4 protein-coding genes and 1 pseudogene are annotated in these 6,531 nt (G+C 26.9%); all 5 read left to right on the top strand.

Annotated features, from left to right (window positions below; all coding sequences use genetic code 11):
- Positions 1-594, top strand: a pseudogene (locus tag J7G74_RS14265) (DNA topoisomerase III); the annotation flags it as partial.
- 58 nt (positions 595-652) lie between these two features.
- Positions 653-2,428 (top strand): BglG family transcription antiterminator, encoded by a 1,776-nt coding sequence (locus J7G74_RS14260; RefSeq protein ID WP_297136557.1) that lies wholly within the window; start codon positions 653-655, stop codon positions 2,426-2,428.
- A gap of 213 nt (positions 2,429-2,641) precedes the next feature.
- Positions 2,642-3,565, top strand: a complete 924-nt coding sequence (gene pfkB, locus J7G74_RS14255; protein WP_297136555.1) for a 1-phosphofructokinase — start codon at positions 2,642-2,644, stop codon at positions 3,563-3,565.
- Entirely contained in the window at positions 3,565-5,514 is a 1,950-nt protein-coding gene (locus tag J7G74_RS14250; protein WP_297136553.1) for a PTS fructose transporter subunit IIABC, read from the top strand. The genes pfkB and J7G74_RS14250 overlap by 1 nt, the downstream gene beginning before the upstream one ends.
- A gap of 170 nt (positions 5,515-5,684) precedes the next feature.
- The gene (locus tag J7G74_RS14245; RefSeq protein WP_297136551.1) at positions 5,685-6,368 is read left to right on the top strand and encodes a FadR/GntR family transcriptional regulator; all 684 of its coding nucleotides are present in this window, start codon (positions 5,685-5,687) and stop codon (positions 6,366-6,368) included.
- Positions 6,369-6,531: the final 163 nt, after the last annotated feature.

Genomic DNA, 6,531 nt, shown 5'->3' with positions numbered 1-6,531 from the left:
GTAGAAAAGAAAAATAACAAAGAAATACATATAACATCTAAAGGAAGACAGCTTTTAGATTTGGCACCTGAAAAGTTGAAAACACCTTCTTTAACAAGTGAATGGGAAACTAAACTTACTAATATTTCAAAAGGAAAAGCGAACAAAAATAGATTTATTGAGGAAATAAAAGATTACACAAAAATAATTGTAAGAGATATAAAAAATAGTGATAGTAAATTTAAACATGATAATTTAACAAAAAATAAATGTCCAAACTGTGGAAGGTTTATGCTAGAGGTAAATGGTAAAAAGGGTAAAATGCTAATATGTGAAGATAGAGAATGTAGTACAAGAAAAACTATATCTCAAACTACTAATTCAAGATGTCCAAATTGCCATAAAAAGCTAGAACTTAGAGGTGAAGGCGATAAAAAAGTATTTGCCTGTTCTTGTGGATACAGAGAAAAACTTTCAGCATTTAATAAAAGAAAAGAAGAAGAAAAGAAAACAGGATCTAAAAAAGATATACAAAAATACTTGAAAAATCAAAATAAAAATAAACAAAGTTTCAATAATCCATTTGCTGAAGCTTTAGCAAAGTTAAATAAGTAGTGAATTAATATAAGGGAATTAAAGTTTATATAGTATAGACAAATGAAGAGGGATATGTATGAATAATTTAAGTACAAGAGCCTTAACAATAATAGATATATTAAAAAAATTAAAACATCCAGTGAGTAGTTTAGCTTTAAGTGAGGAAATTGGATGTTCGACAAAAACTATACAAAGTGAAATTAAGTATATTAATAAACAGCTTAAGGATACAAAGATTATTTCTATTAGGGGAGTAGGCTATAAATTAGAAGGAAAAATTGATGTGCTTGAGTGCAATAATAATCATCTAGGAAATGTGGATAGAGTAGAGTTTATAATAAAAACTATGCTTAATCTAAATTCTAAAGAAGAAAAAACTATTAAGATAGAAGAACTTGCGGACTCAATGTTTATTAGTGTGTCCTCAGTAAAAAATGATTTGAAGGAAGTAAAAGAAATTTTATCTAAATATAATGTTAATATTATTTCCAAACATAAATATGGTTTAGGTGTTGATTCTAGTGAAAGAGAGATTATTCAATGTATTGTAGATTTATGCAATAGAAAGGATAATGAACTTGTATTACAAGATTTTTTAACGTCAGATGTAAGTGATAATTTATTTAACTTAAAGAATAAAATATTGAAGTTTTTAGCTAAAGAAGATTTAATTCTAAGTGATGTAGAGTTTAAAAATTTATGTAACAAAATCTTTGTGATATTGAGTAGAGGTCATCATTTTGACTATGATAGATTTATAGATGAATATATAAAATCTTATAAAATAAAGCGTGATAAGATTATGAATGATAATATAAATAAAGAGAAAATAACTAATGCTATAAATTCTTTTTGTAAAAATCTTAAATTAGCTACGGCTATAGATATTAGTAAAGATGATTTTTTTGTAGAGTGTTTATATAATCATATTAACAATTTATTAAAAAAGGATAAATTAGGAATTAGAAATTATAATGTAGTTAACAATGATATTAAAATTAATTATCCTTATGCTTATGAACTTGCAAAAATAGCTAAAAAAACTATTGAAAAAGAACTGGATTTAATAATTAGTGAAGATGAGATTTCTAACATTGCTGTTCATGTTGGAGGAGCTATTGAAAGACATTCTAGTAGTAAAAAAAGGAAAGTTTTTAGAGTTATTATTGTTTGTGCATCAGGCGCTGGAACTTCTATGCTTATAAATACTAAGTTACAACAACTATTTAAAGATAGAATAGAAATTAAAAAAATAATACCATCTTACTTAATCGATTATATTAATGCTAGAGATGTGGATTTTTTAATATCTACTATGCCTTTAGATTTTGATAAAATACCAGTTATAAATGTTTCTCCTTTTTTAACAAAAAAAGAAGTAAAGATAATAGAAAAATTTATGGATACTGGATATGTTTATGAAGAAGTAAATATAAAAGATTTTTTTGATAGAGATTTATTTTTTACAAATCTAGAATTTGATAAAAAAGAAGAAGTTTTAGATTTTATGAGTGATGCACTTTTGGAAAAAGATTTAATTGATTTTGAAATGAAAAATTCATATTTTGAGAGAGAGAATATTGCTACTACTGAAATTGGAAATATGGTAGCTATGCCTCATGGATCTAAAGGAAATATCAAAGAAAATAAAATTGTAGTAGGCATATTAAAACAACCAATAAACTGGGAGTATGGAAAAGTTAGACTTGTAATTATGTTAGCATTAAATAATGAAAAAATACTTGATTATGAGCAAGTATTCTCAGATATATATAATAGACTAGATACTACTTCTAAAGTGGTAAATATATGTGAAAATAAAAGTTATGAAAAGTTCATAAAGCTATTTTAACTAAATTTACTTTATTAATCTAAATTTATTATAAAAATAAATAATAGTTAAAAAGTAAATTTAGTTTTAAAATACATACAGATAAATTTCTCTTTTAATTAAGAGAAATTTTTTGTCTTTTTGGAGAAATTTATTTCAATTATTATGGTATTAGGATAACAAGCAAACAAATGAGTACAATAATATATAGACAAAATAAAGGAGGAAAATAAAGTGATATACACTGTAACTTTAAATCCATCTATTGATTATGTTATAAAACTTAATCACTTGAATAATGGTAGTGTTAATCGAGTTGGCGAGGAAAATGTTTATCCAGGTGGTAAAGGTATTAATGTTTCAAGAATTTTAAAAACTTTAGGATATGATAACATAGCAACTGGATTTGTTAGTGGTTTTACAGGAGACTTTATAACAAATTCTTTAAAAGAGTTAGATATTAAATCAGACTTTATAAAATTAGAAAGTGGATTTACAAGAATAAATGTAAAGATAAAAAGTGATGAAGAAACAGAAATAAATGGTCAAGGTCCACATATAAGTGAAGAAAAATTAAATGAGCTATTTAATAAACTAGATAAATTAAAAGAAGATGATATATTAATTTTAGCTGGAAGTATACCATCAACATTAAATGAAAATTTATATGAAGTAATTATGGATAAAGTTAAAGCTAGTAAAGCAAAAGTTGTAGTAGATGCAACTAAAAATTTATTGATGAATGTATTAAAACATAATCCATTTTTAATAAAACCTAATAACCATGAATTAGAAGAAATTTTCAATGTAAAGCTACATAATGAAGAAGATATTATTATATATGCAAATAAATTGAAAGATATGGGTGCGAAAAATGTTTTAGTATCTAGGGGCAAAGATGGAGCCTTATTAGTGACAGAAGACAATAAAGTATATTTAAGTAATGTTCCAAAGGGAAATGTAATAAATTCTGTTGGGGCAGGCGACTCTATGGTTGCCGGTTTTGTATGTGGATACTTAAATACTAATTCTTATGAAGAAGCATTGAAACTGGGAGCTGCCAGTGGAAGTGCAACAGCATTTTCTTCTGATTTAGCTGAAAGAGAGTTTATTGATGAATTAGTTAATCATATAAATATTGAAAGGAAAGAAATATAATGAGAATAGTAGATTTAATAAACAAGAATTCCATAAGTTTAAATTTAAATTCAAATAATAAGCAAGATGTAATTGATGAATTAGTTGATTTAGTTTATAAAAGTGGAAACTTAAATGATAAAAATGAATATAAAGAAGCAATACTAGCTCGTGAGGAGCTAAGTACAACTGCAATAGGTGAAGGAGTTGCCATACCTCATGCAAAAAATAAATCTGTGAATAAAGCTACTTTAGCAGCAGGTATATCAAAAGAAGGCATAGATTATGAAGCTTTTGATGGCAGTTTATCTCATTTATATTTTATGATAGCTGCACCAGATGGAGCAAATGATACTCATTTGGAAGTTTTATCAAGATTATCTACAATCTTAATGGATGAAGAGTTTAGAAAAAAACTTATAAACTCAATTTCTATAGAAGAATTTTTAAGTTTAATTGATGAAAAAGAAAAAGAAAAGTTTCCAGAAGAACGTAAAGAGGAAGTTCCAATGAAACAAAATAATAGTGAATTACCTAAGGTTCTTGCAGTTACAGCTTGTCCAACAGGAATAGCTCATACATTTATGGCTGCAGAAAGTTTAACTCAAAAAGCAAATAGCAAAGGTATATCTATAAAAGTTGAGACTAATGGTTCTGCTGGTATTAAAAATGCTTTAACTAAAGAAGAAATAGAAAATGCAACATGTATAATTGTAGCAGCAGATAAAAATGTTGAAATGTCAAGGTTTAATGGTAAAAAAGTAATAATTACAAAAGTTGCTGATGGTATACATAAAGCAGATGAACTTATAGATAGAGCTATAAATGGAGATGCTCCAATATATCAATCTTCTAAAAGTGAATCTATTGAAGAATCTTTAAATGAAAAAGAAAGTATAGGAAGACAATTCTACAAACATCTTATGAATGGTGTTTCTCATATGCTACCTTTTGTAGTAGGTGGTGGGATACTAATAGCATTAGCATTTTTATTAGATGATTATTCAATAAATCCAGCTAATTTTGGTATGAATACTCCTATAGCAGCTTTCTTTAAAACAGTAGGGGGTCAAGCATTTGGATTTATGTTACCAGTTCTAGCTGGATATATAGCTATGAGTATTGCTGATAGACCAGGTTTAGCAGTTGGTTTTGTTGGTGGGATAATAGCAAGTAGCGGATATACTTTTTCAAATATAATGAATTTTAGTGAAGCATCACCAGTAAGTGCAGGATTTATAGGTGCTTTATTAGCAGGATTTATAGGTGGTTATTTAGTATTATTACTTCGTAAATTATTTGATAAATTACCGCAATCTTTAGAAGGTATAAAGCCTGTGTTGTTATATCCAGTTTTTGGTATATTATTAATAGGTTTAATTATGGTCAGTATAAATCCAATAGTTGGTTCTATAAATACTGCTCTTAACAATTTCTTAGCCTCAATGAGTGGAACAAGTAAAATTTTCCTTGGTGCAATACTTGGAGCTATGATGGCTATTGATATGGGCGGTCCATTTAATAAAGCGGCATATGTATTTGGTACGGCACAACTTACAGTAGTAAATGCTGGTCCAGAACAATTTGGTATAATGGCAGCAGTTATGATAGGTGGGATGGTTCCTCCTCTTGCTATAGCCCTTGCTACAACTTTCTTTAAAAATAGATTTACAGAAAGTGAAAGAAAATCAGGTATTGTAAATTATGTAATGGGATTATCATTTATAACTGAAGGAGCAATACCATTTGCAGCTGCGGATCCATTACATGTACTTCCAGCTTGTGTTGTTGGTTCGGGACTTGCAGGAGCATTATCTATGGCATTTGGATGTGGTCTTAGAGCACCACATGGAGGAATATTTGTATTACCTACTATAATAAATCCTTTAATGTATTTAGTAGCTTTAATCATAGGAGCAGTAGTAGGAGCAGTATTACTTGGCATACTTAAGAAACCTTTAGAAAAATAAAAGATAATTAAATAGATTTTAATAAAAATGACAGGAGTGATATCCTGTCATTTTTATATTGTTTGAAATTTTAATTTTCATGAAATTGTTAATAATGATAAATAAAAAATAAGATATTCATTTAGATATTTGATATAATAAAAGGAACAGGTTAGTAAAGGAGTTTTTTTATGAGTAAATTATTAGGGGATCAAGTATCAGATCAAATAATTAAATTAATAATAGATAATGATTGTAAGCCAGGAGATAAGATACCGAATGAATATGAACTTGCAGAAAAATTAAATGTTAGTAGAAGTACAGTACGAGAAGCTATTAAAGCATTAGTATCAAGAAATATTTTAGAAATAAGGCGTGGATCAGGAACTTTTATATGTGAAAATTGTGGTATATCAGAAGACCCACTGGGATTAATCTTTATAAAAGATAAATTAAAATTAGCTAAAGATTTGTTAGAAATTAGATTTATGATAGAACCTAAAATAGCATCTTTAGCTGCAACTAATGCTACAGAAGAGGATATACAAAAGTTAGAAGAATTATGCGATAAAGTAGATGAATTGATTTTAAAAGGTGAACCACACATGGATGTTGATATAGAATATCATAAAGAAATAGCAAAGTGCAGTAAAAATATAGTTACTGCTCAGCTTATACCAATAATAAATAAGTCTATAAGTTTATGTATTGATATGACTAATAGGAAATTGCTTAAGGAAACTATAGAAACTCACAGAGATATATTAAAGTGTATAAAAAATAGGGATGTTAATGGGGCTTATGATGCTATGTATTTACATCTTGTATATAATAGAAAACATATAGATAGTATAGTAGAAAATGATGAAATATAAAAAACACATCTGAATTGAAATTCAGATGTGTTTTTTAGTGTAAAGAAATTATCTAATTCTGATTTGAGATATGATAAATTTGATAAATAAAATTTTTACGCAGTTATAGATATAAATATTGATAATTAAGAAAATACGTACGACTTTTGAACTAATAATAGGT

The sequence above is a fragment of the Terrisporobacter sp. genome, from assembly GCF_017888745.1.
Taxonomy (GTDB): domain Bacteria; phylum Bacillota; class Clostridia; order Peptostreptococcales; family Peptostreptococcaceae; genus Terrisporobacter.
Note: the sequence above shows the minus strand (reverse complement) of the source record. Positions and strands in the feature narration are given on the sequence as shown.

Coding starts and splice junctions, on each gene's coding strand:
- J7G74_RS14245 (WP_297136551.1), top strand. CDS start 5,685: ATGAGTAAATTATTAGGGGATCAAGTATCAGATCAAATAATTAAATTA.
- J7G74_RS14250 (WP_297136553.1), top strand. CDS start 3,565: ATGAGAATAGTAGATTTAATAAACAAGAATTCCATAAGTTTAAATTTA.
- J7G74_RS14260 (WP_297136557.1), top strand. CDS start 653: ATGAATAATTTAAGTACAAGAGCCTTAACAATAATAGATATATTAAAA.